Here is a 26,941-nt window from a genome sequence, read left to right on the forward strand (position 1 = left end):
GGCACGCCTCAAGGATCACCGGTGGCCCCTTGGCCCCCCTCATGCGCTAACGCGGTTTGCTCGGCACGGCTTCTGATTCCCTGGAGCATCCGCCGGGACATGATGAAGCTTGCCACCTCCACGGCTTCAACCATCCACGCTGTCCACCATCGACGGTAGGCATACCGCTCCCGTACCAGCAGCCGGGTGCTGCCGTCGGCCTGCGGCTGCAGGACGAACGCCCATGAGAAGTCGAACGGCCCGGGAGGCGAATCGGGTGGCACGCGCAGGACCAGCGCCCTGCCTTGGTCCACCAAACCCACTTCCAGGTCTGCGGACGCAGCCGGTGCCAGGTGGAAACGGTCGCCCGCCTTAAGGTCCTGCCACTCGGGGTGGACACGGTCCGCGCTGTGGATGTCCAGGGCGGCGAGGTTTTCCAGGAAGTCGTAGCTGTACAGCCCGCCGCGGCGCTGACCCATCTGGGCCAGCCAGGGCCAGACCGCCGACGCCGGGGCATTGATGGAGATTGCGCGTGTTGCCTGCAGGTCCGCGGCGGGCAGGAAGTCATCCCCTGGCAGGGGACCGTTAAATTCGGCATCGGAGGCACCCCACCGCAAGGAGAACCGCCGGAAGAAGAAACCCGCCGCCGCCACGGCGGCGACCACCACGGGCCCGGGAAGCCGATTTCCATCCAGTGACGACGACATGAATCAATTCTCCGGACAGCGTCCCTCCCCTGTCATGGGACCTAAGCCCTGGTGCCAGTGCGGACGCTGCGCCGGATTCCGAAGCCAAAAGAGTCGGTACGCCCGCACTAGACTGGGCCGGGTGCATGAACAGGAGAGCAGGGCCACGGCCTATACGACGCTGGCCGCCGGTCCGGATTTCCGCCACGAACTCGAGATCAAACGGTCCAGGTTCATCACGGTCCTTCGCCGGGCAGCCACCGAGGACCAGGCCCGGGACCTCGTGGCAGGCCTCCGCCGCGAGTTCCATGACGCCCGGCACCACTGCTCGGCGTTCATCATCGGCCCGGACCGGGGCATCCAGCGCTCCAGCGATGACGGCGAACCCTCCGGAACCGCCGGGATCCCCATGCTGGAGGCCCTGGCCAAAAGGGAAACGGCGCCCGGGGTGGCCGACCTCAGCGACGTCAGTGCCGTCGTCGTGCGCTACTTCGGCGGCATCCTGCTCGGCGCCGGCGGGCTGGTCCGGGCGTACTCCGAATCCGTGTCCTCCGCGCTGTCACTGGCGCCCCTGGTGCGCCGCAGCAGGCTGCGCGTCTGCGCCGTGGACGTGCCGCACGCCGCGGCGGGACGGCTGGAAAACGACCTGCGTGCCGCCGGTTTCACCATGGCACCGACAAGCTACGGGGCCCAGGGCACTGTCCTGCGTGTCGCCGTGGCGGATGAAGCCGGCGCCATTGCGGCTGCCGCCGAGCGAGTCCAGGTGCTCACCGCCGGCAGTGCCTCGCTGACGCCCGAAGGAACGGAGTGGATAGATGAGCCCCTCGCCCAGGGTATCGCTGGTGGACGTTGACGACGCCACCGCGGAGCAGCTGCTCGAGCTGGCCAAGCGTGACGCCTCCCCTGACGAGGTGGCTCCCCCGCTCGGCGGCCCCGGCTGGAACCCGGAGCGGACCGCTTGGTTCTTCGGCTACCACCGGGCCGCTGCCGTGGGACTCGACGGCCCGGCCGGCGAAAAGTCATGGGCCGTGCTCAGTGACGGGGGCGTGGCCGGCTCCGTCCGGCTCAAGCGCGATGCCTCCGGCACGCACACTGCGGAGACCGGCATCTGGCTTGGCCGCAGCTTCCGCTCCCGCGGCATCGGTGGCGCCGCCCTGGGCCTGCTCCTGGCAGAGGCCCGCCGCGCCGGAATGCAGCGGGTCACCGCCCGTACCCTCGCGGCGAATACCAGTGCCCAGCGGCTTCTGGCGGCAGCCGGGGCCGTACTTACGCCGGACGATGACGGAACGGTCCTCGCCGTCGTCGAGCTCTAGCACCGCCGGGCCTTAACCCACTCGAGCTCCAACCCGGGAAACCGGAAAGCGTGACTTCTGCGTTGCCTGAAAGCCGCCGGTCCCGGGAATCCGCGGCACCCGTTGGCCCTCGACCCGCATGAGTTACGCATTTTCGTCGCTGGGAAGACCCCTGTTAAAGCACCAGACCCCCTGCCGGTCAGGCAGGGGGTCTGGTGTTGAACCCGGAAGATCCGGGCCGGTGGCAATTAGTTGCCGGTCAGCTTCTCGCGGAGAGCAGCAAGTGCCTCGTCCGAAGCCAGGGTGCCGGCACCGGTGTCGGTGGCAGCAGGCTCGGAGGAGTAGCTGGTGGTGCCGGAGTCGCCCTCACCGGACGTCGCCGCAGCGGCGTCGTCGGCAGCGTGCTGGGCAACCTGCTTCTTGTGTGCTTCCCAACGTGCCTGGGCGTCAGCGTACTGCTGCTCCCATGCGGCGCGCTGTGCTTCGTAGCCCTCGAGCCATTCGTTGGACTCGGGGTCGAAGCCCTCGGGGTACTTGTAGTTGCCCTCTTCGTCGTACTCTGCGGCCATGCCGTACAGGGCGGGATCGAATTCGGTGCTGTCGGCGTCGACACCCTCGTTGGCCTGCTTGAGGGACAGCGAGATGCGGCGGCGCTCCAGGTCGATGTCGATGACCTTGACGAACAGTTCGTCGCCAACGGAGACAACCTGCTCAGCCAGCTCAACGTGGCGCACGGCGAGCTCGGAGATGTGGACCAGGCCTTCGATGCCGTCTTCGACGCGGACGAACGCACCGAACGGAACGAGCTTGGTGACCTTACCCGGAACAACCTGGCCGAGGGCGTGGGTGCGGGCGAAGGTCTGCCACGGGTCTTCCTGCGTAGCCTTGAGCGACAGGGAGACGCGCTCGCGGTCCAGGTCGACCTCGAGGACCTCGACGGTGACTTCCTGGCCAACCTCGACAACCTCGGACGGGTGGTCGATGTGCTTCCAGGACAGCTCGGAAACGTGAACCAGGCCGTCTACGCCGCCCAGGTCCACGAAGGCACCGAAGTTGACGATGGAGGAAACAACGCCGGGACGGACCTGGCCCTTTTCCAGCTTGTTGAGGAAGGTGGAGCGGACCTCGGACTGGGTCTGCTCGAGCCATGCACGGCGGGACAGCACAACGTTGTTGCGGTTCTTGTCCAGTTCGATGATCTTGGCTTCGATCTGCTGGCCGATGTACGGAGCCAGGTCGCGCACGCGGCGCATCTCGACCAGGGATGCGGGCAGGAAGCCGCGCAGGCCGATGTCGAGGATAAGACCACCCTTGACGACCTCGATGACGGTACCGGTGACAACACCGTCTTCTTCCTTGACCTTCTCGATGTCGCCCCAGGCACGCTCGTACTGAGCGCGCTTCTTGGAGAGGATCAGGCGGCCTTCTTTGTCTTCCTTGGTGAGCACCAGGGCTTCGACCTGATCGCCGACGGAGACAACGTCTCCGGGATCAACGTCGTGCTTGATGGAAAGCTCGCGGGAGGGGATGACACCTTCGGTCTTGTAACCGATGTCGAGCAGGACTTCATCGCGGTCGACCTTGACGACGGTACCCTCGACGAGGTCTCCGTCGTTGAAGTACTTGATGGTCGCGTCGACTGCTGCGAGGAAGTCCTCAGCGGTACCGATGTCGTTGATGGCGACCTGCGGGGTACCGGGCTTCTCGGTGGAGGTGATGGTCATGTAGTAGGGGCTCCGTTGTGGATAGTTAGTCGGTCAGGCAAACCGGCGCGCCCGCGTCATGGAACGCAGGCGCGATGTACGGTGAATCCGAACGGATCCGCCGGGTCATCCTGATTTTGTGGATTGCTGTTACAGATACTGCAGAACGTGCACGTGGTACACGCCCGTTTATTCTAGTCGCAGCCGCCAACACGGGTCAAAAGCGGTGCTGAGCCCGTCGCCTAGAAGTGGGTGAGGCAGTGCGTCGCCCGCTCCACCGCGAACATCTGCCGGGCGCTGAGGGCAGCCCCGGGCCTTGCCTCGCTGATCGTGCCGGCCGCCTTCAAGGTCACGGGACAGACGCCGCCCAGGTAGATGGAGGAGAGGGCGGAGACGTCCAGTACCAGGTCCGCCGCCGTGCCGTCGGCAACGCGTTCGACGGCGGCCTGCCCGCCCTGGACGTCCAGCGCAAACGTCCCTGGCGTGAGGCCGAGCGGGTCCCCCACCTCCAGGACCAGCCGGCCATCGGACGCGTAGTGCCGGGCCGCCAGGGCCTGCGGAATGTCGAGAAGCCGGAGCCAGAGCATGTCGCGGCTGTCCGACGCTTCGATGCAGCGGGCGTCCGTGAGCGCCCAGCCGAGGGGATCGTCCACGGGCGCCTCGTTCCAGGAGACGCGCTCCACGAGGTCGATGGCGGCCAGGTACTGCCAGAGCTCCAGGTACGCGTGGTCCGTGCCGGCGACGAGGTCCACCACCTCGACGGTGGCCGGGTCGGTGTCCCAGCCGAGGAACTTGTAGGAAACGTAGCCGTCGATCCCGCCCTCCGGGCCATAGTGCAGTGCCACCTTGACGGCGGGATCCTCCTTCCCGTCCCGGGCGAGCGACCCCGACGCCAGCTGCCGGTACCATTCCTGCCGGTCAATGGACCCGGGCGTGTGGCGGTGGACCCGGCCGAAGACTGCGGGCGCCACCTCGAGCAGGACTTTCGGGTCCGCCACCTCGACGGTGCCGATGGCCTGGTGCTGCAGGGTGAAGCGCGCCGTGGTGTCGACCTTGACGGAGCGCTCAAGGCTGGCCACGCCGTAGCCGAAGCGCCCGTAGATGGTTCCTTCGGATGCGGTGAGCGCCGCCACGGCGATGCCGTCCTCCTTCGCGAGCTGGAGGTCTTCGGTCATCATGCGGCGGAGCAGGCCGCGCCTGCGGTGGGACGTGCGGACCGTCACCGCAGTGACCAGCTGGGCCTCGATCATCCGGCCGAAGCCGATGTTCAGGCTCTTCCGCATGGTGCCGAAGGTGGCGACGGGTACGTCGGCCGGCAGGGACGATGCCGCCACAGGTCCGGTCTGGTACGCGCCGGTGAAGATCCGGCCGTCCGCCTCGTAGGTGGCGAGGGACCGCTCCACATGGTCGGATGTGCGGGTTGCTTCATGGAAACCGAAGCCCACGGCCCGGGCCCAGGTTTCGGCTTCCGCGTAACCGTCTTTGCCTTTGGACACGGCGGGAAAGCGCCGGATTTGGTAGTTTCCGCTCAGATCACCCATTTGTCCGAGCCTAGTAACGAATCCGGCGCCTGACCAGCAAAAACGCGTCCGGGGCTGGCTTGGACGCCCTCCGGCCTAGTGGCCGGCGTCGTACCAGCTGGGTCCGACGCCGATCTGGACTTCCAGCGGCACGCTCAGGTCCGCAGCGCCGGCCATTTGCTCGGTAACCAGCTTCTCCACGGCGGCCCGCTCCCCCGTGGCCACTTCCAGGACCAGTTCGTCGTGGACCTGCAGCAGCATCCGCGACTTCAGCCCCTGCGCCTGCAGTTCGGCGTGGACACCGAGCATGGCGCGCTTGATGATGTCCGCGGCAGAGCCCTGGATGGGGCTGTTGAGGGCGATCCGCTCGGCATTCTCGCGCAGCTGGCGGTCCGTGCTGGTGAGGTCCGGCAGGTAGCGGCGGCGGCCTTCGATGGTGGCCGTGTATCCGTCCACCCGGGCCTGGTCCACCACTCCGCGCAGGTAGTCCCGCACGGCGCCGAAACGGTCGAAGTAGTCCTTCATGAGGGTGCGGGCCTCGTCCACGGAAATTTCCAGCTGCTTGGACAGCCCGAAGGAAGTCAGTCCGTAGGCAAGGCCATAGGACATCGCCTTGACCTTGGAGCGCATGGCACTGGTGACCTGGTCGGTGGGGACGTGGAAGATGTTCGAGCCGACGAAACGGTGCAGGTCCTCGCCGTCCTTGTAGGCCTGGATCAGGCCCTGGTCCCCGGAGAGGTGCGCCATGATGCGCATCTCGATCTGCGAGTAGTCGGCGGACAGCAGGCATTCGTAGCCGTCGCTGACCACGAAGATTCCCCGGACCCGGCGGCCTTCCTCGCTGCGGATGGGGATGTTCTGCAGGTTGGGGTTGTTGGACGAGATCCGGCCGGTGGCTGCCACGTTCTGGGCGTAGGTGGTGTGGATGCGTCCGTCCTCCGCCACGGACTTCTTCAGCGATTCAAGCATCTGGCGCAGTTTCGCGGCTTCGCGGTGTGCCATGAGCTGCACCAGGAATTCGTGCCCGGTCTTCTCCAGGAGGTTCTTCAGCGACGCGGCGTCGGTGGTGTAGCCGGACTTGATCTTCTTGGTCTTGGGAAGCTGCAGTTCATCGAACAGGACGGTCTGCAGCTGCTTCGGCGAACCCAGGTTGACCTCGTGGCCGATCGCGGCGAAAGCCTGCTCCTGGGCCTGGTCGATGACCCTGGCGAGGTCGGCAAGCTGTTCGTCCATGCGGTCCATGTCGATGGCGATGCCGGCGAGTTCCATGTCCGCCAGGACACGGCTGACGGGCAGTTCCAGGGTGGACAGGAGTTCCTCCGCCTTGCGTTCCTTCAGTTCATCCTCGAAGTACCGGCTGAGGGCCTGCACGACGGCGGCGGCCTGGACGAGTGCGTCTGCGGCCGCGGCGTCGTCCCCGTCGAACGAAAGTTCCAGCTGGCCGGCCTTGGCGGTGGCGGCCGGGATGCCCACGTTGAGGTGGTGCTGGGCCAATTCGGCCAGTTCGTAGGTGCGGCGGTCCGGCTGGATGAGGTACCCGGAGATGGAGGTGTCGTCCACCACGCCTTCCAGTTCCAGGCCGCGTGCCGTCAGTGCCTTCAGCGCGGCCTTGAACCCGTGCAGCACCTTGGGCGCCTCGGGATCGCGCAGCCAGCCCGCCAGTACGTTGTCGGTATCGGCGTCAAGGGCGGCAAGGTCGAGGTAAACCCCGGCATCGCCGCGGACGATGGCCAGGGCGGCAGCGTCCTCGCCGATGCGCCCAGGCACGAGGTCGACGGCGAGGGCGGAGCGTTGCCCCACCCCGGCGGCCAGGAATGCGGTAAGTTCCGCGGCGTTCGACGGCGTGCTGTACGGGGGCGCGTCGATGCTTTCCCGTTCCGCGGCGGGGGTGTCGGCGTCGCCGTAGAGGGCGAACAGGCGGCTGCGGATGGTTTTGAATTCGAGCTGGTCGAACAGGTCCTCCAGGGCTGCCTGGTCCGGGCGGGGCTGGTAGAGGTCCTCCAGGGTCACGGGGAGCTCGAGGTCGGTGTGGAGCTGGTTCAGGCGGCGGTTGCGCTTGACGTTCTCGATGTTCTCGCGGAGGGCATCGCCCACCTTTCCGCCGATGGAGTCCAGGTGTTCCAGGACGCCTTCAAGCCCGCCGTAGAGGTTGATCCACTTCGCGGCGGTCTTGGGTCCGACGCCAGGGACACCGGGCAGGTTGTCCGCGGTTTCACCGACAAGCGCAGCGAGGTCGGAGTAACGGTCGGGGCTGACGAAGTACTTTGCTTCAATGGCCGCGGCGTCCATCCGGGGGATGTCGCTGACGCCCTTCTTCGGGTAGAGCACGAAGACGTTGTCCGTGACGAGCTGGAAGGCGTCCCGGTCGCCGGAGACAAGGAGGACCTCGAACCCTGCCTTCTCGCCCATGGTGGCGAGCGTGGCGAGGATGTCATCGGCCTCGTATCCGGGCATCTTGATGGTCTTGATGCCCCAGGCTTCCATGACCTGGGCGATGAGGTCGATCTGCCCGCTCATTTCGCGCGGGGTTTCGTTGCGCCCGCCCTTGTAGTCGCTGTACTCGGTTTTCCGGTGGGTTGATTCGTCCGAGACATCGAAGGCGACGGCGATGTGCGTGGGCTGCTGTTCCTTGATGAGGTTGATCAGCATGGACGTGAAACCGTGGATGGCGTTGGTGTGCTGGCCGTTGGAGGTGGAGAACTTGTCCGCCGGGAGGGCGAAGAAGGCACGGAAAGCCATGGAGTGGCCGTCAAGCACCAGCAGTCGGGGCTGGTCGGTGATGGGAATGACGGGCGCTTCGGTAGCAGAAACAGACCGAACGGCAGCGGGCTTGGCGGCGCGGGCGGCGGGCCTGCGGGCGGACGACGCGTCCTGGGCCGCGGCCTCCCCATCGGTTGCCTGGGACGGGAAAGGGGCCGGTTTGGTTGTTTCACTCACAGGTGCCAGCCTAGTTGGCATGACTGACAATTTCACGCCGGGCCCCTTTGCCGGGGAGCTGGCAGCCGCCGGAATTCCGGACCACCTGCATGACTGGCTGGGCCGGTTCGGCATCGGCGCCCTCGTTGTGAAAATGGGGATCCGTTTCCTGGAAATGAGCCCGGAACGGAGCGTGGCCACCATGCCGGTGGAGGGCAACACGCAGGTGGCCGGGATCCTGCACGGGGGCGCGCACGTGGTGCTGGCCGAGACCCTCGGCTCCTTTTCGGCAGGCATGCATGCGGGCCCGGGACGCCATGCCGTGGGCATCGAAGTCAACGCCACCCATCACCGGTCCATCACCGCCGGCCTGGTGACGGGCACCTGCACAGCGGTCCATCTCGGCCGGACGCTGGCCACCCACGAGATCGTCATGACCGATGACCAAGGACGGCGGCTTTCCACCGCCCGGATCACGAACATGCTCAGGGACGACGCCGGCTGACCGCAGCCAGCCCTGGGCCGGCGCCCGTCAGTCCGGGGACGCGGTTCCTGCCGGCAGCAGGTACCGCAACTCAACCACTCCCCTGCCCAGGGTGCGGGAAGCGGCCAGCTCAAGTGGCGGCGTCGGGCCCTTCAATGGCAGCAACCGCTTGCCGTCCCCCAGCACCACGGGGATGACCGAGAGGATGATCTCGTCCAGGAGGCCGGCGTCGGCGAACTGGGCTGCGAGGTTTCCGCCGCCCACCAGCCAGATGTTCCTGCCCTGGGCGTCCCGTTGCAGATCGCCAATGAACTCGCGCACGTCCCCGCGGACAAAGGTGATGTCGGCGCCCTCGGGTGCCTGGTGTTCGTGCCGGGTGAAGACGTAGCTGGGCGTGCCAATGTATGGCCACCTGCCCGGTTCATGCTGCATGAGCCAGGCATAGGTTTCGCCGCCCATGACGATGCAGCCCACACCGGCCAGGAAGGCGTTGTAGCTGTCCGCTCCGCCTTCGAACCCGTCGAACTGCAGGAGCCAGCCGAGGTCGTCCGTGGGTGTGGCAATGAAGCCGTCAAGGGACGCTGCAACGAAATACTGGATGCGCGGCATGCGCCCAGCCTAGCCAACCGCACCCGCGCTGCCCAGCGCTGGCTGGAGTTGCCCGGGGCTACTTAGAGAAGTACGGGATGATCAGGTACAGCCCGAAGAGGACGGCGAGTCCGCAGAGGCCGAAGCAGGCGTAGGCCAGGGACCGCTTGGTGCCGGGTGATGGCTGGTCGGCATCACCGGCGATGGCGGTCAGCCGGACGCCGAGCGAGTAGAGGGTCACCACTACGGCGGCTGAGACGAGCGTGGCACCGCCAACGGTCAGGAGTTCCAACCACTTCATCGCTGACTCTCCTTGGGGTTGTTGGCGGCGGCTGTGGGAGCTTCAGCGGCGGCCTTGGGGTTGTTGGCGGCGGCGTCGGCCTCCGCCTTGGCTTTTGCCTTGGCCCGGGCACGTGCCATGGCCTTCTTCTTGGCGAACCGGACGGCCTGGCCCGCTTCCTCGACCTCGACTGCGTTCTGGTGGCTCACTGCGGACTTGCGCGAGTAGAAGAACATGAAGAGCACGGCCCCGCTGCCGGCGATCGCGGCGATGAGCACGCCCACGACGCCGGTCTTCACCAGCAGCGCCGTCAGCGCGCCGACGATGGCGGCCGCCGGCAAGGTGAACAGCCAGCCCAGCGCGATCTTGCCCACCATGCCCCAGCGGACGGTGGTACCGCGGCGGCCCATGCCCGACCCGATGACGGAGCCGGAGGCAACCTGGGTGGTGGACAGCGCGAAGCCAAGGTGCGAGGAGGCGAGGATGGCGGACGCGGTACTGGTCTCGGCGGCGAACCCCTGGGCGGGCTTGACCTCGGTCAGGCCCGAACCCATGGTGCGGATGATGCGCCAGCCGCCGGCGTAGGTGCCGATGGCGATCGCGAAGGCACAGGCGGCAATGACCCACAGCTGGGGGCCGGAGCCGGGGGCCTGGGTTCCGGCGGCGATCAGGACCAGCGTGATGATGCCCATCGTCTTCTGGGCGTCATTCGTTCCGTGCGCGAGGGCCACGAGGCTGGAGGTGAAGATCTGGCCGGTGCGGAAGCCGCCGCGCTTCTGGGTGAGCTTGGAGCCCGTCTCGGGATCGTGGCGCGCCGTGAGGGCGTATGCGAGGCGGGTGCAGACGTAGGCGGCGAGCCCGGCGATCAGCGGGGCGAACACGGCGGGAAGGATGACCTTCTGCAGCAAGGTTTCCAGATTGACGGAGTTGAATCCCGCGCCGATCACTGCAGCACCGATGAGGCCGCCGAAGAGGGCGTGCGACGAACTGGACGGCAGGCCTTTCAGCCAGGTGATCATGTTCCAGAGAACGGCGCCCATCAAGCCGGCGAAAATGATTTCCGGAGTGATCTGCACCCCGCCGGACCCTTCACGGATGATCCCGCCGGACACCGTCTTGGCCACCTCGGTGGACAGGAAGGCGCCCACGAGGTTCAGTACGGCTGCCAGTGCCACAGCCGTTTTCGGCTTGATGGCACCCGTCGCGATGGGCGTGGCCATGGCGTTGGCGGTGTCGTGGAACCCGTTCGTGAAGTCGAAAAATAGTGCCAGTGCGATGACCAGCGCCACCATGAAGGTGATATCCACCTGTTGCCCAATCTGCAGAGTCGACGTTCAGCAGTTTCTCTTACCAGGCTGCCTTGCACAGCATAATTCACCAACTGTTTGCTGGGGAATGGATTGCGGTGGCGGCGGACCGGCGGTAAAACCTTATCGATCGTACGCGTCCGGGGCATGAGGTCAAAACAACGGCCCCGCCAGGAAGTCCGCCACCCGTGCCAGCTCAGTGGGCGATATTCCGTGCCTCGGATCCGGCGACACCGTGAGGATCCGCCGGCCAAGGAACCTCGCCCAGTGCTGCGCTTCGGCTTCGAACGCCAGCTGGTCATCGATCCAGGCCACGGCGTCGGGGCGCGTTTCCTCGACGTCCTCCTGGATGGCGGACAGCTTCCACCAGCCATTGCCGCCGGCTGTGCCGTCCGCGGCCAGGAAGGGCCAGCGGGTTCCGTCCAGGCCGACGGCGGGGCACAGGTACTGCGGCGCAAGTTCCTCCCAGCTGGTGAGCCAGACGCACCGCAGCCCGGGTGTGCGGGCGAGCGTGTTCAGCCCCGCCACCAGCTCGGCGGCGAAGGCGACAGGCAGCAGGCCGGCGTCAGTCCGCCGCCACGCGGAGCCCCAGGCAGTGGGTCCCGTGGGACCGAAGGGGCAGATGACGCCGTCGACGTCGAGGTAGAGCGTGCGTTTCACGCCGCGCCTGCCTGGGGTTTCAGCCCTGGTGGAGCTGCGGCGGCCGGGGTCTTGTGTCCAGCCGGGGTCCACTGTCCAGCTGGGGTGCGATGTTCTTTTCCAGGGCAGCGAGGGTCACGTCCGGCAGGACGATGAGGCCGTCCAGCTCATGGCGGGCCCGTTTGTAGGCGGATTGGCGTTCGGCGGGGGTCGCGGCCTCGTTCTCGGCGATCATGAGCAGCTTCCGCGCGGTGGCAAGCCGTTGGCGTTCCGGTCCGCTGAACCGGCTGTCCCTGATGCGGCGGGCTTCCCGCTCCGCCACGTCGAGGGCAAGCGCGAAGTTGTTCACCGCCTCCCGGTAGGCTTCGAGTCCAGGTCCCTGCACCAGGTCCCCTGCAGAGGCCGGCCGTAAGCCGTCGGCTTCCCTTTTGGCGCGGAGGAAGGCCACCGTCAGCGGTTCGCGCACATCCGTCATCATCGGGAAGTCGATGAGCCTGCCGACGTCGAGCTCGTAGTCGAGCCAGCGGCGGTTGGTGGCGTCGTGGGCCGCCATCAGGGACTGCACCCCCGCCACGGACGCCTCTTCCGCCACCCGGGCTTCGTTCTTGAGCTTGTACAGCTCGACCCGGCGCTGGTGCCGGCGTTCGCCGGCACGCCGCCAGCCGTGCGTCCAGCGGCCGGCAAGCGCACTCAACGGAAATACCAGCCACCACTTGTCCGCCAGGAACTCCAGGATGGACCTCACCCCTTAATCCTCGCAGCCCGCCGCGGTGGCCTCAAGGCTGTGCGGCAGGTTTCAGCAGTGCTGCCAAAGTACGCTGGGGTGCGCCTTGGCCGCCCCCGGTTGGTGGACCGTCAGGGCGCGGCTGTCGCCGGCTGCCCGCTGCTGACATTGACCAGCCAGGCCACGCCGAACCGGTCGGTGCACATGCCAAAGATGTCGCCCCACGGTGCCTTCTCCATGGGAACGGTCACCGTTCCCCCGTCGCCGCTGAGCTTTTCGTAGTAGCCCCGGAGCTCAACTTCGTCGTCGCCGCTGAGGGAAACGGAGATGGATGAGCCCGGGTGGTACTCCATGTTGTTGGGGGTGTCCGCCCCCATCAGCACCATGCCCTTGGTGGTGGTCAGCATGCCGTGCATGATCTTTTCCGACTCCGCGGGATCGTCGCTGGCCTGGAAGTCGCCGAAGGTGCTCATGGTGAGCTCGCCGCCGAACACGGACTGGTAGAAGTTCATCGCTTCCCGGGCATTGTCCCGGAAGCTCAGGTAGGGGTTAAGGATGGTCGGCATGACGGGATCTCCTTCACGTGGGCTGCGAACTGGGCCAGACAACATCCTGCCCCATGCCTTCGGCGGCCGGTAGGGGGAAACTCCCCTGGCCGGACCTGATGCAGCAAAGCTGGAGGGAACGTAGGCTCAGGGGATGGCCCGATTCTTTGATGTGCATCCCCAAGACCCCCAGCCCCGCGCCATCGCGCAGGCAGTGAAGATCATCCGTGACGGCGGCCTGATCGCCTACCCCACGGACTCCTGCTACGCCCTGGGCGCCCAGATGGGCAACCGGGAGGCCCTGGACCGGATCAGGAGCATCCGGCACCTGGACGACAAGCACCACTTCACGCTGGTCTGCCGGGACTTCGCGCAGCTGGGGCAGTTCGTGAATATCGGCAACGACGTGTTCCGCAGCATTAAAGCCGTCACGCCGGGCAGCTACACCTTCATCCTGCCCGCCACCAAGGAGGTGCCCAAGCGGCTGCTCCATCCCAAGAAGAAGACCGTGGGGGTGCGCATTCCGGACAACCGGGTGGTGCAGGCGTTGCTTGACGAACTGGGCGAACCGCTGCTGTCCAGCACGCTGCTGCTGCCGGACGAGGAGGAACCGATGACGGTGGGCTGGGACATCAAGGAGCGGCTGGACCACCAGGTGGACGCCGTGATCGATGCCGGGGACTGCGGGGCCGAGCCCACCACCGTGGTGGACTTTTCTAGTGGAGTGGCCGAGGTCATCCGCCGCGGCATGGGCGATCCGTCCCGCTTCGAGTAATCAGCCGGGCCGCCCGCCATGCGGACCGCCGGCCATTGTGGGGCACTTTGCCGCCGTCCGCCGTCGTAATTTACGACGGCGGACGGCGTGTCCGTGCCAAAGTGCCCCTTTACGGCGTCAAGGTTCAGTCCTGCTTGCGCGCCCTGCTGGGTTGGACCCGCGGCGGTTCACCGGGCATTTTGGGGTAGTCGGGCGGGAAGGGCAGTTCGCCCAGGCCCGCCTTGCAGTCGCGTTCCCACCACCCGAGGAGGGTGTCAATGCTGCCGGGTTTGGCGCTGAAGTCCGCCCACGGATCACCCACGGTCTTCAGCCGCTCCGGTACGGTGAGGATGGTGAAGTCCCTGGGGTCGGCATGCTCCAGTTCATCCCAGGTGAGGGGGCAGGAAACAGGTGCGTGGGCAAGGGCGCGGGGGCTGTAGGCGCCGGCGATGGTCCGGTCCCGGTTGGCCTGGTTGAAGTCCAGGAACACGCGCCTGCCCCTTTCCTCCTTCCACCATGCGGTGGTCACCTTGTCCGGGATGCGGCGTTCCACCTCCCGGGCAGCGGCGATGACGGCGTGCCGGACATCCAGGAACTCGCGGACTGGCTCGATGGGCGCGTAGACGTGCAGGCCGCGGTTCCCGGAGGTCTTGATGAAGGTAGTCAGGCCCGCTTCGGCGAGCACTTCCTTCAGGACCAGGGCCGCCGGGATGGCGTCTGCGAAGTCGGTTCCTGGCTGGGGGTCGAGGTCGATCCGGAGCTGGTCCGGGTTGTCCGTGTTTTCCGCCCGTGAAGGCCAGGGATGGAACACCACAGTATTCATCTGCACGGCCCAGACAGCGGCCGCGGGCTCGTCGAGAACCAGCTGCGGGTGGGACCGTGCACTCGGGTACACCACCTTGACGGACCGGATGAAGTCCGGGGTGCCCTTGGGCGGGTTCTTCGAAAAGAACTGCTCACCGTCGATGTTGCCGGAAAACCGCTGCAGCGCCACGGGACGGTCCCCGTTCGCGGCGATGAATGCCTCCCCCACCGCGCAGATGTAGTTGACCAGGTCCAGCTTGGTGATGCCGGGCTCCGGCCAGAGGACGCGGCTGGGACTGGAAATGCGCATCTCGCGGTCCCCGTGCGGGCCCGGCACCGTGATGGTGGTCTGTTCACTCGCCATGGGGACAACGTACACCCAGCGATGGGACCGGCCGGTGAACGGGCCGCCGAATGGCGGGCACTCCGGCATGATGGACCCATGCCCGCACTCGAACAGCAGCTCTCCGTCACCGTCGGCGACTCCGCGGTGACCGCCGTCTACGCGCGTCCCGACCAGCCCGGGGCAACCCTGGTGCTCGCCCACGGGGCAGGGGCCGGCATGGAGCACCCGTTCATGCGGGGATTCACGGACGCCCTTAATGACCTCGGCGTGGCCACCCTCCGTTTCAACTTCCCCTACCGGGAAGCGGGACGCAAATTCCCCGACCGGCCACCGCTGGCGGTTGCCACCTGGCGCGCCGCGATGGCCGCCGCCGCTGCGCAGGCCGCCGCCCATGGCGACAACGGGCCGCTGTGGGCGGCAGGCAAATCCTTTGGCGGCAGGATGGCGTCCATGGCCGTGGCGGAAGGAATGGAGGCCGCCGGGCTGGTGTACCTCGGCTACCCCCTCCACCCGCCCGGCAAGCCGGAGAAACTCCGTGACGAACACCTGTACGGGATCACCGTGCCCATGCTGTTCCTGCAGGGAACCAGGGACCCGTTCGCCACCCCGGAGATCCTCGCGGACGTTGTCTCCCGGATTGGCCCGTCCGCCGTGCTGGAGTGGGTGCAAGGCGGCGACCATTCCTTTGCGGTGGCGGGGCAAAAGCGGTCCGCGGAGGAAACCGGCGCCGCGCTGGCCGGTACGGTGGCGCGTTTCATCGGGGCCGGGGGCTGAGCGCCCGGAACGGTTGACTGCCGTGGCCGCCTGATTCCCGGCAACGGCCGGGCTGCCGGGAGTCCGGCACCCTTACACCGCGGCGGCCAACGGCGTAGCGTTGATTGAGCGGGATACCGTGGCGCTTCCCCCACCCCGGACCCGCGGGCCGCGGAAACATCCAAGGAGATGGAGGAACGGGGATGGCTGGTTGGAATGCCGACACTGCTGCCGGACCTGTCGGAGCCGGAAACATCACGCTCGTGGAGGGTTCGTGCTTCTGCATTTCCCTGGCCAACGGGGATATCCGTCCCGACCATCCCCACGGCGTCTTCCATGAAGACACCCGCATCCTCTCCCGCTGGGACTTGAGGGTCAACGGGATGGCGCTCGAGCCGCTGGCGGCGGAGGTGAAGGAGCCATACCGTGCCCTGTTCATCGGCCGGGTCCCCCGCTCGGACGGATACGCGGACAGCCCGCTGGTGGTGGAACGCCTGCGGGAGGTTGCCGCCGGGGTCCTGGAGGGGGTCACCATCCGGAACTATTCCTCACAGCCCGCCGAATGCACTGTGTCGGTCCGGGCTGAGTCCGACTTCGCCGATCTCTTTGAGGTGAAAGAGGCCCGGGTCCAAAGAACCTGGGAGGAATCCCGCAGCCACGACGGCGACTCATTGACCATCAGCGCCGTCTGGCACGATGTCCTCAAACGGGTGGTCGTGCACGGGGAGGGCGCCGCCTCCACCCCCGACGTCCTGACGTACCAGGCGCTGGTCCCGGCGCACGGGCAGTGGAGCACGCAACTGAGCGTGATCCCGGTCAGCGGTGATCAACCTGCCCCGGCCCCGGAGCACCGCCATCCCATTGCACCCGACATGTCTCCCAGCGACCGCCGCCGGAAGGAATGGGTGGCGAAGATCCCCAAACTCCACATGGGCAACCGCTCGATCGAAAGGACACTGCGGCGCAGCTATGACGACCTGGGTGCGCTCCGCATCCAGGATCCTGCCCATCCGGAGCGGATCGTGGTGGCCGCAGGCGCGCCGTGGTTCATGACCCTGTTCGGCCGCGATTCGCTCTGGGCCTCGGAAATGGCCCTCCCCGTGGATCCTTCCCTGGCGCTGGGCACGCTGCAGACACTGGCTGACCGGCAGGGCAAAGTGGTCGACCCAATGAGCGAGGAGGAACCCGGCAAGATCCTGCACGAAGTCCGGCTCGGCGTCTCCAGCGGCCTGGCCCTGGGCGGGAAATCGGTGTATTACGGCAGCGTGGACGCCACTCCACAGTTCGTCATGGCCCTCGGGTCCGTCAGCCGCTGGGGGTTCGCCAAGGACACCATCGCTGCCCTGCTCCCCCACGCCGACCGGGCCCTGGACTGGGTCCGTGAGTTTGGCGACAAGGACGGGGACGGGTTCGTCGAGTACTCACGCCTGAACGACCAGGGCCTGATCAACCAGGGCTGGAAGGATTCCTGGGACGGCATCAATTTCGCCGACGGAACCATAGCCGAGCCGCCGATTGCGCTTTGCGAGGTACAGGCTTTGGTCTACAGCGCGCTGCTGTCCCGCGCGTGGATGGCGTACGACGCCGGGGACGCACCGCTGGCTGCGCAGCTCACCGATGAGGCAGGGCGGCTGAAGAAGAAGTTCAACGAGGAATTCTGGCTGCCGGAGAGGGGGTATTTCGCCGTCGCCCTGGACCGCGACAAGAGGCCGGTCGATGCCTGCGCCTCCAACATGGGGCAATGCCTGTGGCATGGCATCGTCGACGACGACAAGGCGCCCGCGGTTGCGGAGCGGCTGCTGTCGCCGGAGATGTTCAGCGGCTGGGGCGTCCGGACCCTCGGCACCGACATGGGCGCCTACAACCCGGCCAGTTACCACAACGGTTCAGTCTGGCCCCACGACAATGCCATCATTGCAGCTGGCCTGCTGCGCTACGGCTTCGTCGAGGAGGCACAGCGGATCTCCACTGCCCTGCTGGAGGCCGCCGATTTTTCCAACGGCCGGCTGCCGGAGCTCTTTTGCGGTTTCAGCCGGGAGCAGGTTGCGGAGCCCGTACCCTATCCCACCGCTTGTTCGCCGCAGGCCTGGGCTGCCACCACTCCGATCATGCTGATCACCAGCCTCATGCGGTATGACGCACACGTGTCCCGCGGCGGTTTCTGGATGGATCCCGTGCTGCCGGAATCCTACGGTGACGTACACCTGACCAATGCGCCGATCGCGGGAAGCCGGATGACCATTGACATTGTCGGGTCTGAACCCACCGTCCAGGGACTGCCGGAGGGAATCACCTTCCACCGTGAACACCGGCCGTGGCTGACGGAGCTCATGGCGGAAACCGGGCTGCTGCACTGAGGCCGGGGGCCGCTAGGCGGCCTCTTCGTGCCACCAGCCCTCCCAGGCGGCCGACGTCAGCTGTCCGGCGGGGAAAGCGTCCCGGGCAGCGTCTTCCTGGGCGCGTCCGTCTTCCGCGCGGCGGCCGTCGAGCAGCAGGTTCGTGATGTTCAAGAGAAACATGGTTCCGTCCTTCCGAGAGGGTGTATGGACAACGCCGTCCACGTAGGAAAGAGCCTAGACAGGAGTTGTTTCAACAGGTCGACGCAAGGTTTCGGCCGTGTATCGGAGTTTTCACGTGCCGGTTTGGCGGCCGGCACGCTGCCCGGAACAGGCGTTACCTGCGCGGCTTCGCCCGTGCGGCGGCGGGCGCGGTCCAAGGATCCTCGGGCCAGGGATGTTTGGGGTAGCGGCCCCGCATCTCGGCGCGGACCTGCGCATACGGACCCGACCAGAAGGACGTCAGGTCATCGGTCACGGCGAGCGGCCGGCGCGCCGGGGACAACAGGTGGAACAGCACGGGAACGCGCCCTTCCACCAGCCGCGGCGACTCGGCCAGCCCGAAACACTCCTGGAGCTTTACGGCCACCACAGGTGCGCCGCCGTCGCCGGACAGCTCCGGATAGTCGATCCGGACCCGTGAACCGCTGGGGACGTCCAGCCACTCCGGGGCCAGCTGGTCGAGCCTGGACGCCTCGGGCCACGGCAGCAGGCGGCGCAGCGGCTCGGCGAGGTCAATCGAACTGACCGCCGCTCCCTCCGCCAGCCGCTCCAGCTCGGGCCCGAGCCACTCCTCCAGCCGCTCGAGCAAGGCTCGGTCGGAAACGTCCGGCCACGGATCGCCCAGCTCGCGGCGCAGGAACCCCAGCCTGCGGCGGAAGCCTGCCGCCGCCGTCGACCACGGCAGGACTTCAAGCCCCGCCGACTGCAAGGCGGCACCCACTGCCGCCCTGCCCTGCTCCGCGGTGGGCCGGACAGGCGTTGCGGAAAGCACGATGCCGCCCAGCCGTTTGATCCTGCGCGCCGTGACCCTGCCGTCGCTGAACTGTGCTTCCACGGTGTGGGCCAGAAGATGGGACGCGGCGGTTTCCGCCGTGCTTTCCGCCAGGGGAGCCGCGGCCCGGATGACGGCCCCGGTTCCTGCCGCGTCCCGGCCGCCCGCCCGCGCCACTTCGGCAACGGCCAGCCATTCGTGCCCGGAGAGGGTGCTGCCGGCGGGCAGGCCGGCGCGGGTTCCGGAGGTGAGCAGGTATTGTTCGCGGCTGCCGGGCACGCGGCGTGCCACCCGGTCTGGGAAGGCGAGGGCGACGACGGCCCCCACCGCCTCCGCGCCGCCGGACGCAGCCGAAGGGACAGGACCGCGGCGTTGCCGCCCGGCAAGTGCGGCGAAGCGCCGCGCTTCCCGGGCCCAGCGGGCGCCCGCAGGACCCTTGTCTGCACGGAGCTGGGCCAGGAGGCGGGGCAGGTCGGATCCCGGTGCGCGGTGGTCACCCGAGAGGGCGGCCACGGCGTCGGCCGCCAGTTCCACTCCCACGGACGCCGCGCCGTCGAGCAGCGCACGGGCCAGCCGCGGGTCGGCCGGGATGGCGGCGAGGGTCCGTCCCGTTGCGGTGACGTGGCCGTCGCCGGACACGGCGCCCAGTTCCCGGAGGACCTCGACGGCGTCCGCCATGGCCTGGCGGGGCGGCGGATCCGGGAGGGCCAGCCCGCCACCCCCGGGTGAACCCCAGCAGGCAAGGACCAGGGCGGCACCCGTGAGGTCCGAAACGGTGATTTCCGGGGTCACGTGGGCGGGAGCCGCGCCATAGGCCTGCTGGCTGTAGCACCTGATGGCCTTGCCGGGTCCCTGCCGTGCCGCCCGGCCCGCGCGCTGGTCCGCGGACGCCCGGGAGCAGGACACCGTGACCAGTCCGCTCATTCCGCGGGCGGCATCGCGGCGCGGCTCCCTGGTCAACCCGGAGTCGATGACCAGCCGGACGCCGGGCACCGTCAGCGAGGACTCGGCGAGGTCAGTTGAGACGATGATCCGCGGACCGTCCCCGGGGCCGCGGCCGGATACCGCCCGGTCCTGTTCGGCCGCGCCCACCTGCCCGTGCAGTTCGAGCACGTCCACGCCGGAGGGCAGCCGGGACCGCAGCGCTGCGGCTGCCTGGCCCACCTCCCTGGCGCCCGGCAGGAACACCAGCGCGTCGATGGCAGCGTCGGAGGCCAGGGCGCGGGCGTGGGCTTCGGCGGCGGTGGCGGCCACATGGTCCAGGAACATCGGCGTCACGCCCCGGTCATCGAGGCGCGGCCCTGGCGCCGGGCGCCACGCCACCTCCAACGGGTGGAGCACGGAAGGGCAGTCGACCACCGGTGCCGGTGTCCCGCCGTCGGGATCACCCAGCAGGGCGGCGAACCGCGGGGCGTCCAGGGTGGCGGACATGGCCACGACGGCGAGGTCCCCGCGCAGCTGCCGGACCTCGGCGAGCATGCCGACGAGGAGGTCGGTTTCCAGGCCGCGTTCGTGCACTTCGTCCAGGACGACGGCGGCCGTCCCGTCGAGGCCTGGATCTGCCAGCAGCCGGTGCAGCAGGATGCCCGGTGTAACGAACTCGACGCGGGTTCCGGTACCGGCGTGGCGTTCGCCGCGCACCGTGTAGCCCACCCGGCCGGCGGGCCCGCTGCCGTCCAGGGCTGAGAGGCGGCGGGCGGCGGCCCGGGCGGCGACGCGCCGAGGCTGGGTGACGACGACGCGCCCGGTGCGGCCAAAGACGTTGGCGAGCAACGGCGGAACAAGGGTGGTCTTGCCGGTGCCGGGCGGCGCCTGCACCACGGCTGCGCCGGGAACCGTCCCACGCCGCAGGGCGTCCGCCAGGGCGGACAGGGAACCGGCAAAGGCCAGCCCGCTGCCGATGGCTTCGAGATCGAAGGCGTCTTCGAGGGCGGGGCGGGCAGGAGGAGTCATCGGTCCATTGTGCCCGCAACCGCCGACTTTTCCGCTTGCGTCAGGGCTTGCCCTGGCCCCTGCCCTTGCCTTTGCCCTCCCTGGCCTTGCCAGGGAGGGAAGAACCGGGTTCCGATGATTCAGCGGGCGCCTGGGCAGGAGCGGGCGCGACGGCGGGAACGGCGGCCTCCTGCGGTTGGGGCTCCTGCGGGGAGGTGTCTGCTGCCTGGGCGGGAGCTGGTGCGCCCGCCTCCGCCACCGGGGCTGCAGCCGCCACCTGTGTGGCCAGGTCCGCCCTGACTGCCTCCAGGGCGGAAGCGATGCCGCGGTACCGTGCGGCTGAAAGCCGGCCCGTTGCGGCGGCATCATTAAGGTCCTTTTCCAGCCCCTGCAAAGCCGCCAGGGCGCCGTCCGTCCGGCTCTCAGCCACCGCCTGGCTGATGCTCAGCACGCGGACCTGGAAGCCGCGCAGCGTAGTGGCGTCCGCGTCCGGCGGCCGGACCGCCGCCGCACCGGCCACCAGGGCGGCTGCAAGGGCGGCGACGCAGAAAAGGATGGCCGCACGGACCGCAGGGTTGCGGTGTGCCACAGGAGCTGCGCCACCTTCGGCGGCGCTGGCCCCTTGGGCGGTCTGCGGGACGTCCTTAAGCGGCATGCCTGCCCCGCAGCGGAGCCACCGGCGCAGGGCGGGCCGGCAGGAGGGTCACGACGGTCGGGCCTGCGGGGGCGGGCCTGGCCTCAGGCTCCGGACCGGGTGCGGGAATCCGGGCGATCACGATGCGCGCGGCGAGGCGGAGTGCGGTGGCGATCAACAATCCGATGCCCACGCCCAGGAGCACGTGGCCGGCCAGATGGTTTCTCGCGGCTGCCGGGCCGCCCCCTGCGGCCACCGCCGCGCCGGTTATCGTCAGCGTCAGCGAAAGGGCCGTACCGAGTATTGCGCCCATGGCTCCTGCTCCCATCGTCCGAACTCATCAGCAAGCTTACTAGTAATGCTCAGCAAGCTTACTACCTAAAGGATCTGGCGCAAGGTGCGCGCCACGCAGGCTGGGTCAGGCTGGGGTCTTCAGCAGCGATTCCGCTGCCGAAATACCGGCGTATCGCCACAGAAGAGCAGCGGCGGTCCGAGGAAGGCGAGGGACTGGCCTTCGCGAAGCCTGCGGGGAGCGGGGATCTACTCCCTCAGGTCCAGCGCAGCCAGGATGCGCCGCACCGATCCGCCCAGGTTCCAGTCGGTGGCCAGCTGCTCCAGCTGCGAGCGCCGGTCACCGGTCACGGGGCGCAGCCGGGCACCCGCCTCGTCCAGGGTGGGCAGCTCCAGGTTCCGCACCAGCCGGACGACGGCGGGGGCTGCTTCAAGGTACTTGGCCGCCGCGGAGAGCCTGGCCCGGACGGGGCCGGACACGCCGCCGTCGGGCTTTTCCGCAGCTTCCAACAGAGCTTCCAGGGTGCCGTGCTTCAGCAAGAGTGACGCTGCGGTCTTCTCGCCGATTCCAGCCACGCCGGGCAGGCCGTCGGAGGCGTCACCGCGCAGGGTGGCATAGTCCGCGTACTGCTGGGGCAGGACCCGGTACTTGGCCACCACGGCCTCCTCGGTGATGACTTCGAGGTTCCTCATCCCTCGGGCGGTGTAGATCACCCTGACCCGGCGTCCGTCGTCGCACACCTGGAAGAGGTCGCGGTCCCCGGTGACCACGTCCACCGGACAGTCCGCAGTGCTGGCATAGGTGCCCACCACATCGTCGGCCTCATACCCCGGCGCTCCGACAACCGCGATGCCGGCGAGCTCCAGCACGTGGCGGATCAAGGGCAGCTGCGCCTGGAGGCCCTCGGGGACCACCTCGACATCCGGGGCATCCGGTACCACTTCCGCCACCCGGTGCGCTTTGTAGGTGGGAAGAAGGTCAACCCGCCACTGGGGGCGCCAGTCATCGTCCCAGCACGCCACGAGGTCCGTGGCCGGATAGTCGGTGGTGAGCCTGGCAATCATGTCCAGCAGTCCGCGGACGGCGTTGACCGGCGTGCCGTCCGGGCGCCGGATGCTGTCAGGCAGCCCGTAGAAGGCGCGGAAGTACAGCGAGGCGGTGTCGAGCAGCATCAGGCGCTGGGGCATACCTGATCCTGACACGGAAACGCGCCGAAGGTCAGCAGCCGGCCTCCTGGCCACAACGGGCGATGGCCGATGGGGACATGGCTGTCACTCCTGCCCCCTTGACGCCGCAGTGGCGCTCCCCGAATACTTCCAAGTGGTCCGACCACACCGGCCGGACCTGCCCGCCCGCCGTCCCGCACGTCAGGGTGACATCCCTTCCCGGAAGCAGGAGACCCATGCCCCGCACACCCCTCACCATCAACGACAACGGGGCCTGGTGCTGGTTCCAGGACGAACGTGCGCTGGTGGACCCCGCGAACAAGACCTTGCTGGTCGGCTCGGTGGCTGCCTCCGAAGGCCCCGGCGGAGAAGGACGCGGCGGCAACATCGAGGTGGCGGTCCTTGACCTGGCCACCGGACAAAGCAAGATCCACGTCCTGCACCAGCGACTGGAGCCGGACGACCATGACGCGCCGGCACTGCTGATCAGGCCGGACGGGCGCTACCTGGCGATGTATGCCAAGCACAAGACGGACAACTACTCTCGCTGGCGGATCTCCATCCGGCCGCACGACGCATCCGAGTGGGGACCGGAACAATGCTTTGACTGGACCCGGCTGGCCGGCGGCCGCGGCGCCACCTACTCGAACCTGCACCGGCTGGACGCAGAGTCACGGGTGTACAACTTCGTCCGGGCCATCAACGATGACCCCACCCTGATGGTCTCCGACGACGACGGCGGCACCTGGCACTTCGGCGGCAAGCTCTTCACCCGGCCCAAGATCGGCTACGTCAACGGCTACACGCGGTACTTCGGCAACGGCACCAACCGCATCGACCTCATAACCACGGACCACCACCCCCGGGACTACAACAACAGCATCTACCACGGCTACATCCAGGACGGCGCGCTGCACGATGCGCAGGGCACGGTGGTCAGCAAGCCCGTACCCGGATCGCCCGGCGTCAACCAGGACACCCTCACCACCGTTTTCGAGGCCGGGGTGGCGATGGGTGGCGATGTCCTCACGCACGGCTGGACGGTGGACCTGCGCGGCGAGGGGACGCAACTGGCCGCCATCCTCAGCTGCCGCGCGAACGACGTCAACGGCGTGCTGCAGCATGGGCAGGCGCTCGACGTCGATGACCACCGCCTCCTGTATGCCCGCTTTGACGGAACGGGCTGGGAATTGCATCCGCTGGCAGCCGCGGGACCGGCCCTGCTCCCCCATGAGCAGGACTACACCGGCCTCGGCGCGGTGGACCCCCACGACCTGGACCGCGTCTACATCTCCACCCCGGTCAGCCCGCTGACCGGCGAAACCACACCGCATTACGAGGTTTACTGCGGCCGGACCAGGGACGCGGGCGCCAGCTGGGAGTGGACTGCCGTCACCGCCGGTTCCGCGGTGGACAACCTCCGGCCCATCGTTCCGCCCGGCGACGCCTCCGTCCACGCCGTGTGCTGGTTCCGCGGCAGCATGCGTTCGTCGCAGGCCTATCGGACGGAGGTGGTGGTGCTGCGGGACGGGGACACCGTCACGCCGAATCCCTAGGCGCCGGCGTTACAGCGCGTTGCTGCCGGGCGGACCGTCGATGACGCGGGGGATGTATTCGAGGAGCTGCAGGCCCCGGTCGAACGTCCTGCTCTCCACCACCTCCAGGGCGACGTCCGGATAGCCGTCGTAGATCCGTTCACTCCCGGTACGGCCAGTGATCAGGGGAAAGACAACCAGGCGGAACCGGTCCACGAGGCCGGCTGCCAGCAGGGAGCGGCCGAGGCTCAAGCTGCCCATGGTGCTGAGGGGGCCGGAGGCTGCACGTTTCATTTCCCGTACGGCCCCGACGGCGTCTCCCGCCACCAATTCGGAGTTCGGCCAGGCGAGCGGAGCTTTGAGCGTGGAGGAAAAGACCACCTTGGGCACGGCCGCCAGGCCCGTCAGGGCCGCTCCCTCATCCGCCGAGAACTCCCCGCCGCCGGCGGAGGCCTCCTGCGACATCCCCGACATCAGGCGGTAGGTGTTGGCTCCCAGCAGGAAGGTGTAGTTCTTTTCCGCCTCCTGCTGGAGCCAGGCCAGGTATTCCGGTCCCTCCAGGCCCCACCAGCCCGGCCATCCCTCCCCGGAAGCGCATCCGTCCAGGGTGACGATCAGATCCACCATCAGCTGGCCCATGCCGGACATGCTATTCCGGGCCGGCAGGGTGATCAAGGGGTGCATGACGCCGCCGGCGCGGCCCGCCCGGCAGGGACCGGCCGCTCAGAACCAGTCGCCGTCGGCGTACGTGCTCCGGACGTGGGCGCGCAGGTACTCCCCCACCACCGCGGCGCCAAGGTCGCCCACTTCGGGCGCCACGACGCGGCCGTCCACCCGCCGCGCCATCCGCTGGATGAACCGCTCCAGGCCCGGGTCGTTGCCGAGTCGGAAGAACGTGGTCTGGGCGCCCGCCCGGCCCAGCCGGTCCAGTTCGGCAACGGTGGCCCGGATGGTCTCAGCGTCCGGAGGCCAGTTGAACCAGGAGTCACCGTCCGGCAGCAGGTGCGCGGTGGGTTCGCCGTCGGTCACCACCAGGAGCACCGGCTGCATGGACGGATGCCGGCGGAAGAACCGGCCCGCCAGCAGCAAGCCGTGGTGCAGGTTGGTGCCCTGTTCCCGCAGTGCGGGCAGGGCCGTGAGCTCGCCGATGTCCATCGACTGGGCGTAGCGGCCGAACGTAACCAGCTGGAGCCGGTCCCCGCGGAAGCGCGTGGAGATGAGGTGGTGCAGGGCGAGGGCGGTGCGTTTCATGGGCACCCACCGTCCTTCGGCGGCCATGGAGAAGGACACGTCAACCAGCAGGGCCACCGCGGCCTGCGTCCGGGCTTCGGTTTCCGCCACCTCGATGTCCCCGACGGCGAGGCGCAGACCCCGGGCGGGGTTGCCGCCGTCGGCCATGGTCCGGCGGATGGCGTTGGTCATGGTGCGCGTGACATCCCAGGGCTCGGCGTCGCCGAACTCCCATTGCCGGCTGGAGCCAGTTTGTTCGCCGGCTGCCCCTGCCGCCCGGGTGTCCCGGTTCCCCTGCCGGCCGGACAGCTGCCTGGCGGTGTCGCGGAGCAGCGATTTCCCCAGCCGCCGCATGGCCTGGGGTGAGAGCCGGAGGTCGCCGTCGGCCCCGCGGCGCAGGTAGCCGCCGTCCTGCATGGCCCGCTCGATCTCCGCCAGGGTACGGGCGCTGACGGCTGCGTTCTCGCCGAGCTGCCGGGCGAGTGCGTCCAGGTCCAGGTCATCGAGCCGGGATCCGTTGTAGGACTGCGAGAGCTGCTCGGACAGTTCATCAAGCTCGGCCAGGTCCTGGAGCACGCCGGTGCCGTCCCCCAGGCCGAGTCCTTCCTGCCCTTCGAAACGCTCCGACCCCGTCCAGTCCTCGCCCGGGCGCAGTGCCTGCAGCGTGGCGTCGAGTTCGCTGAGCTGGGCCATCAGTTCGGGCGAGCCGAAGGCCTGGGCGGACAGCCGCATCAGTTCATCACGCTGCTCGGCGGACATGGACTGCAGGAGCCGCTGGGCTGCCGCGGCGCGCCGGGCGAGGGCGTCCACCAGTTCCTCGACCGACTGCGGGTTTTCGGGGAAGAAGTGGCCGTGCCTGGCCATGAACTCCCGGAAGTCGGCCTCCGTGTCTTCGCCGCGGCGGTGCTTGCCCAGCAGCCCGTTGAGGTCCTTGAGCATGGCGTTGACTGCCTCGCGGTCCTCGTCGGTGGCACTTTCCAGCGCCTGCTTCATGCCGGCGAACCGCTGCTCAAGGACCTCCCGGCCCAGCAGGTCCTTGATCTTGTCGTACGCCTCCCGTGCGGTGCTGGACTGCCAGTCGTAGGAGGACAGCTCGTTGACGGCCGCCGCTGTTGACGGAGGCAGGTTCTGGAGCTGCATCTCCCGGAAGGCGCGGTCGGTGTTGTCCATCATGGCGTCGCGGGCCAGCTGCTTGCGTTCCTCCAGCACGGCCGTGTCCAGCAGCTTCCGGACCTCGTCCAGTGTGCCGTCCAGGCGGTGGCGGCCCAGCAGTTCGCGCCGCCGCTGCTGGACGCGGCGTGCGAGGTCGTCCAGCCCGTCCCGGTTCCGGCCGCCGCGCCGCAGGAATTCCTGGAGGGCGTGCCGCGGCGAGTATCCGGCCATCACATCCTCCGCGACGGCGTCCAGTGCCTCGGCCAGGTCAACGGGTGGCGCGAGCGGGTCCGGGCCACCGGTGTACCGGCCGTACTTCGCGGACCGCTTGTGGATGGCCATGGTGCCTC

General features: G+C 68.3%; 25 protein-coding genes. 7 read left to right on the plus strand and 18 right to left on the minus strand.

What is annotated here, in order from left to right:
• Positions 1 to 8 precede the first annotated feature (8 nt).
• Complete coding sequence (locus K4G53_RS10520; protein WP_221385661.1) at positions 9 to 686, minus strand: SRPBCC family protein; 678 nt, start codon at positions 684 to 686, stop codon at positions 9 to 11.
• Between the two features lie 121 nt (positions 687 to 807).
• On the opposite strand from K4G53_RS10520, the gene K4G53_RS10525 reads away from it, so the two are divergent.
• Together K4G53_RS10525 and K4G53_RS10530 are read left to right on the plus strand one after the other, a co-directional pair.
• The gene (locus K4G53_RS10525; RefSeq protein ID WP_308287862.1) at positions 808 to 1,518 is read left to right on the plus strand and encodes a YigZ family protein; all 711 of its coding nucleotides are present in this window, start codon (positions 808 to 810) and stop codon (positions 1,516 to 1,518) included.
• Positions 1,481 to 1,978, plus strand: a complete 498-nt coding sequence (locus tag K4G53_RS10530) for a GNAT family N-acetyltransferase (RefSeq protein WP_221385663.1) — start codon at positions 1,481 to 1,483, stop codon at positions 1,976 to 1,978. Before K4G53_RS10525 ends, K4G53_RS10530 begins: the two co-directional genes overlap by 38 nt.
• A gap of 227 nt (positions 1,979 to 2,205) precedes the next feature.
• Here the strand turns inward: K4G53_RS10530 and rpsA are convergent, their stop codons facing one another.
• The 3 genes from rpsA to polA form a co-directional block, all read right to left on the minus strand.
• On the minus strand, positions 2,206 to 3,681 hold the full coding sequence (gene rpsA / locus K4G53_RS10535) for a 30S ribosomal protein S1 (protein ID WP_221385664.1): 1,476 nt from the start codon (positions 3,679 to 3,681) through the stop codon (positions 2,206 to 2,208).
• A 221-nt stretch (positions 3,682 to 3,902) separates the two neighbouring features.
• Positions 3,903 to 5,201, minus strand: a complete 1,299-nt coding sequence (locus K4G53_RS10540) for a GNAT family N-acetyltransferase (protein WP_221385665.1) — start codon at positions 5,199 to 5,201, stop codon at positions 3,903 to 3,905.
• Between the two features lie 75 nt (positions 5,202 to 5,276).
• Positions 5,277 to 7,919: a DNA polymerase I gene (polA, locus tag K4G53_RS10545; RefSeq protein WP_260323526.1), complete on the minus strand. Its 2,643-nt coding sequence runs from the start codon at positions 7,917 to 7,919 to the stop codon at positions 5,277 to 5,279.
• 217 nt (positions 7,920 to 8,136) lie between these two features.
• Here polA and K4G53_RS10550 point away from each other — a divergent pair, with 217 nt between their 5' ends.
• The gene (locus K4G53_RS10550; RefSeq protein WP_221385667.1) at positions 8,137 to 8,601 is read left to right on the plus strand and encodes a hotdog fold thioesterase; all 465 of its coding nucleotides are present in this window, start codon (positions 8,137 to 8,139) and stop codon (positions 8,599 to 8,601) included.
• Between the two features lie 27 nt (positions 8,602 to 8,628).
• Here K4G53_RS10550 and K4G53_RS10555 read toward each other — a convergent pair whose 3' ends face one another.
• From K4G53_RS10555 to K4G53_RS10580, 6 genes are all read right to left on the minus strand, one after another.
• Complete coding sequence (locus K4G53_RS10555) at positions 8,629 to 9,189, minus strand: dihydrofolate reductase family protein (RefSeq protein WP_221385668.1); 561 nt, start codon at positions 9,187 to 9,189, stop codon at positions 8,629 to 8,631.
• A 58-nt stretch (positions 9,190 to 9,247) separates the two neighbouring features.
• Entirely contained in the window at positions 9,248 to 9,469 is a 222-nt protein-coding gene (locus tag K4G53_RS10560) for a hypothetical protein (protein ID WP_221385669.1), read from the minus strand.
• Positions 9,466 to 10,755 (minus strand): inorganic phosphate transporter, encoded by a 1,290-nt coding sequence (locus K4G53_RS10565; protein WP_221385670.1) that lies wholly within the window; start codon positions 10,753 to 10,755, stop codon positions 9,466 to 9,468. The genes K4G53_RS10560 and K4G53_RS10565 overlap by 4 nt, the downstream gene beginning before the upstream one ends.
• Before the next feature lie 153 nt (positions 10,756 to 10,908).
• A complete protein-coding gene (locus tag K4G53_RS10570; RefSeq protein WP_221385671.1) occupies positions 10,909 to 11,415 on the minus strand; it encodes an HAD domain-containing protein in 507 nt (168 codons plus the stop codon).
• Positions 11,416 to 11,434: 19 nt separating this feature from the next.
• The gene (locus K4G53_RS10575; protein WP_221385672.1) at positions 11,435 to 12,139 is read right to left on the minus strand and encodes a hypothetical protein; all 705 of its coding nucleotides are present in this window, start codon (positions 12,137 to 12,139) and stop codon (positions 11,435 to 11,437) included.
• Between the two features lie 110 nt (positions 12,140 to 12,249).
• The gene (locus K4G53_RS10580) at positions 12,250 to 12,684 is read right to left on the minus strand and encodes a VOC family protein (protein WP_221385673.1); all 435 of its coding nucleotides are present in this window, start codon (positions 12,682 to 12,684) and stop codon (positions 12,250 to 12,252) included.
• Between the two features lie 133 nt (positions 12,685 to 12,817).
• Between K4G53_RS10580 and K4G53_RS10585 the strand changes: the two genes are divergently transcribed.
• A complete protein-coding gene (locus tag K4G53_RS10585) occupies positions 12,818 to 13,438 on the plus strand; it encodes an L-threonylcarbamoyladenylate synthase (RefSeq protein WP_221385674.1) in 621 nt (206 codons plus the stop codon).
• A gap of 124 nt (positions 13,439 to 13,562) precedes the next feature.
• Here K4G53_RS10585 and ligD read toward each other — a convergent pair whose 3' ends face one another.
• Positions 13,563 to 14,585, minus strand: a complete 1,023-nt coding sequence (gene ligD, locus K4G53_RS10590; RefSeq protein ID WP_221385675.1) for a non-homologous end-joining DNA ligase — start codon at positions 14,583 to 14,585, stop codon at positions 13,563 to 13,565.
• A 78-nt stretch (positions 14,586 to 14,663) separates the two neighbouring features.
• Between ligD and K4G53_RS10595 the strand changes: the two genes are divergently transcribed.
• On the plus strand, positions 14,664 to 15,341 hold the full coding sequence (locus K4G53_RS10595) for an alpha/beta family hydrolase (protein WP_221385676.1): 678 nt from the start codon (positions 14,664 to 14,666) through the stop codon (positions 15,339 to 15,341).
• Between the two features lie 182 nt (positions 15,342 to 15,523).
• Entirely contained in the window at positions 15,524 to 17,677 is a 2,154-nt protein-coding gene (locus K4G53_RS10600; protein ID WP_221385677.1) for a glycogen debranching N-terminal domain-containing protein, read from the plus strand.
• Positions 17,678 to 17,689: 12 nt separating this feature from the next.
• Here the strand turns inward: K4G53_RS10600 and K4G53_RS10605 are convergent, their stop codons facing one another.
• The 5 genes from K4G53_RS10605 to K4G53_RS10625 all read right to left on the minus strand — a co-directional run bounded on the left by K4G53_RS10605 (position 17,690) and on the right by K4G53_RS10625 (position 22,695).
• Complete coding sequence (locus tag K4G53_RS10605) at positions 17,690 to 17,839, minus strand: hypothetical protein (RefSeq protein WP_221385678.1); 150 nt, start codon at positions 17,837 to 17,839, stop codon at positions 17,690 to 17,692.
• A gap of 154 nt (positions 17,840 to 17,993) precedes the next feature.
• Entirely contained in the window at positions 17,994 to 20,603 is a 2,610-nt protein-coding gene (hrpB, locus tag K4G53_RS10610) for an ATP-dependent helicase HrpB (RefSeq protein ID WP_221385679.1), read from the minus strand.
• 40 nt (positions 20,604 to 20,643) lie between these two features.
• Positions 20,644 to 21,237 (minus strand): hypothetical protein, encoded by a 594-nt coding sequence (locus K4G53_RS10615; RefSeq protein WP_221385680.1) that lies wholly within the window; start codon positions 21,235 to 21,237, stop codon positions 20,644 to 20,646.
• Positions 21,227 to 21,529, minus strand: coding sequence for a hypothetical protein (locus K4G53_RS10620; protein ID WP_221385681.1), 303 nt, complete (start codon positions 21,527 to 21,529; stop codon positions 21,227 to 21,229). Before K4G53_RS10620 ends, K4G53_RS10615 begins: the two co-directional genes overlap by 11 nt.
• A 227-nt stretch (positions 21,530 to 21,756) precedes the next feature.
• Positions 21,757 to 22,695, minus strand: coding sequence for a 5'-3' exonuclease (locus K4G53_RS10625; RefSeq protein ID WP_221385682.1), 939 nt, complete (start codon positions 22,693 to 22,695; stop codon positions 21,757 to 21,759).
• A 215-nt stretch (positions 22,696 to 22,910) separates the two neighbouring features.
• Between K4G53_RS10625 and K4G53_RS10630 the strand changes: the two genes are divergently transcribed.
• Positions 22,911 to 24,230, plus strand: a complete 1,320-nt coding sequence (locus K4G53_RS10630; protein ID WP_221385683.1) for a BNR-4 repeat-containing protein — start codon at positions 22,911 to 22,913, stop codon at positions 24,228 to 24,230.
• A 9-nt stretch (positions 24,231 to 24,239) separates the two neighbouring features.
• Here K4G53_RS10630 and K4G53_RS10635 read toward each other — a convergent pair whose 3' ends face one another.
• Together K4G53_RS10635 and K4G53_RS10640 are read right to left on the minus strand one after the other, a co-directional pair.
• Positions 24,240 to 24,848, minus strand: a complete 609-nt coding sequence (locus K4G53_RS10635; protein WP_260323509.1) for a dihydrofolate reductase family protein — start codon at positions 24,846 to 24,848, stop codon at positions 24,240 to 24,242.
• A gap of 84 nt (positions 24,849 to 24,932) precedes the next feature.
• On the minus strand, positions 24,933 to 26,933 hold the full coding sequence (locus K4G53_RS10640; RefSeq protein ID WP_221385684.1) for a VWA domain-containing protein: 2,001 nt from the start codon (positions 26,931 to 26,933) through the stop codon (positions 24,933 to 24,935).
• Positions 26,934 to 26,941 lie beyond the last annotated feature (8 nt).

This window comes from Arthrobacter sp. MAHUQ-56 (genome assembly GCF_019710585.1).
Classification (GTDB): domain Bacteria; phylum Actinomycetota; class Actinomycetes; order Actinomycetales; family Micrococcaceae; genus Arthrobacter.

What these genes read in the sequence shown, in the direction of transcription:
- K4G53_RS10520 (WP_221385661.1), bottom strand. Translation starts at nt 686, where the DNA reads ATGTCGTCGTCACTGGATGGAAATCGGCTTCCCGGGCCCGTGGTGGTC.
- K4G53_RS10530 (WP_221385663.1), top strand. Translation starts at nt 1,481, where the DNA reads ATGAGCCCCTCGCCCAGGGTATCGCTGGTGGACGTTGACGACGCCACC.
- rpsA (WP_221385664.1), bottom strand. Translation starts at nt 3,681, where the DNA reads ATGACCATCACCTCCACCGAGAAGCCCGGTACCCCGCAGGTCGCCATC.
- K4G53_RS10540 (WP_221385665.1), bottom strand. Translation starts at nt 5,201, where the DNA reads ATGGGTGATCTGAGCGGAAACTACCAAATCCGGCGCTTTCCCGCCGTG.
- polA (WP_260323526.1), bottom strand. Translation starts at nt 7,919, where the DNA reads ATGGCTTTCCGTGCCTTCTTCGCCCTCCCGGCGGACAAGTTCTCCACC.
- K4G53_RS10550 (WP_221385667.1), top strand. Translation starts at nt 8,137, where the DNA reads ATGACTGACAATTTCACGCCGGGCCCCTTTGCCGGGGAGCTGGCAGCC.
- K4G53_RS10555 (WP_221385668.1), bottom strand. Translation starts at nt 9,189, where the DNA reads ATGCCGCGCATCCAGTATTTCGTTGCAGCGTCCCTTGACGGCTTCATT.
- K4G53_RS10560 (WP_221385669.1), bottom strand. Translation starts at nt 9,469, where the DNA reads ATGAAGTGGTTGGAACTCCTGACCGTTGGCGGTGCCACGCTCGTCTCA.
- K4G53_RS10580 (WP_221385673.1), bottom strand. Translation starts at nt 12,684, where the DNA reads ATGCCGACCATCCTTAACCCCTACCTGAGCTTCCGGGACAATGCCCGG.
- K4G53_RS10585 (WP_221385674.1), top strand. Translation starts at nt 12,818, where the DNA reads ATGGCCCGATTCTTTGATGTGCATCCCCAAGACCCCCAGCCCCGCGCC.
- ligD (WP_221385675.1), bottom strand. Translation starts at nt 14,585, where the DNA reads ATGGCGAGTGAACAGACCACCATCACGGTGCCGGGCCCGCACGGGGAC.
- K4G53_RS10595 (WP_221385676.1), top strand. Translation starts at nt 14,664, where the DNA reads ATGCCCGCACTCGAACAGCAGCTCTCCGTCACCGTCGGCGACTCCGCG.
- K4G53_RS10600 (WP_221385677.1), top strand. Translation starts at nt 15,524, where the DNA reads ATGGCTGGTTGGAATGCCGACACTGCTGCCGGACCTGTCGGAGCCGGA.
- K4G53_RS10605 (WP_221385678.1), bottom strand. Translation starts at nt 17,839, where the DNA reads ATGTTTCTCTTGAACATCACGAACCTGCTGCTCGACGGCCGCCGCGCG.
- hrpB (WP_221385679.1), bottom strand. Translation starts at nt 20,603, where the DNA reads ATGACTCCTCCTGCCCGCCCCGCCCTCGAAGACGCCTTCGATCTCGAA.
- K4G53_RS10615 (WP_221385680.1), bottom strand. Translation starts at nt 21,237, where the DNA reads ATGCCGCTTAAGGACGTCCCGCAGACCGCCCAAGGGGCCAGCGCCGCC.
- K4G53_RS10620 (WP_221385681.1), bottom strand. Translation starts at nt 21,529, where the DNA reads ATGGGCGCAATACTCGGTACGGCCCTTTCGCTGACGCTGACGATAACC.
- K4G53_RS10625 (WP_221385682.1), bottom strand. Translation starts at nt 22,695, where the DNA reads ATGCCCCAGCGCCTGATGCTGCTCGACACCGCCTCGCTGTACTTCCGC.
- K4G53_RS10630 (WP_221385683.1), top strand. Translation starts at nt 22,911, where the DNA reads ATGCCCCGCACACCCCTCACCATCAACGACAACGGGGCCTGGTGCTGG.
- K4G53_RS10635 (WP_260323509.1), bottom strand. Translation starts at nt 24,848, where the DNA reads ATGGGCCAGCTGATGGTGGATCTGATCGTCACCCTGGACGGATGCGCT.
- K4G53_RS10640 (WP_221385684.1), bottom strand. Translation starts at nt 26,933, where the DNA reads ATGGCCATCCACAAGCGGTCCGCGAAGTACGGCCGGTACACCGGTGGC.